Origin of the sequence: Bradyrhizobium diversitatis, from assembly GCF_016031635.1 — a bacterium.
Classification (GTDB): Bacteria; Pseudomonadota; Alphaproteobacteria; order Rhizobiales; family Xanthobacteraceae; genus Bradyrhizobium; species Bradyrhizobium diversitatis.
Genome location: NZ_JACEGD010000118.1, coordinates 1 through 650 on the forward strand (window position 1 = coordinate 1; position 650 = coordinate 650).

The 650-nt window shown below is 65.7% G+C and carries 2 protein-coding genes; both read left to right on the forward strand.

Features of this window, described 5'->3' with window-relative positions; genetic code table 11:
* Positions 1-374: enoyl-CoA hydratase-related protein (locus H1B27_RS39695; RefSeq protein WP_311977871.1), on the forward strand; the 374-nt coding region annotated here is incomplete at its 5' end.
* Positions 375-379: 5 nt separating this feature from the next.
* On the forward strand, positions 380-650 hold a 271-nt coding region (locus H1B27_RS39700; protein WP_197969782.1), incomplete at its 3' end, for an acyl-CoA dehydrogenase family protein.

Below are 650 nucleotides of genomic sequence, written 5' to 3' on the forward strand. Positions count from 1 at the left end.
GCGTCGAATGGTTCGTGCACCCCTGGGAGCTCGGCCCGCGCAAGGCCAAGGAATTCCTGTTCACGGCCGACAGCTGGAGTGCGCAGGAGGCGCACCAGCTCGGCATGGTCAACCAGGTCGTGCCGCGCGCGGAATTGTCTTCGCGCGTGCTAGAGCTTGCGCGCCGGATCGCGACAAAACCGTCCTTCGCTCTGAAGCTGACCAAGGAAGCGGTGAATCGTTCGGTCGACGTGATGGGCCAGCCGGCGGCTTGCGCACGGAGGGATGCAGGCCCGAGGGATCGACGATCATGCCGAACTCCTGAAGATTGTGCGCGTGGCAGAGCTGGTGCAGCGCAAAGGCCTGGTCGATCGCCGCCGGCGGTCGCGGAGTAGACGCGATGGACCTCAATCTGAGTGACGAACAAAGATTGCTGCGCGAAAGCGCGGACCGCTTCGTGGCCGAGAGCTACGATGCCGATCACCGCCGCAAGATGGCGAACGACCCGCTCGGCTTCAGCCCGTCGGTGTGGAAACAATTCGCCGAGCTCGGCTGGCTGGCGCTGCCGCTTCCCGAGGAGTTCGGCGGGCTCGGCGGCGGCGCGGTCGAGATCGGCATCTTGATGGAAGCCTTCGGTCGCGGGCTGGTGTCGGAGCCCTATGTCGCAACCG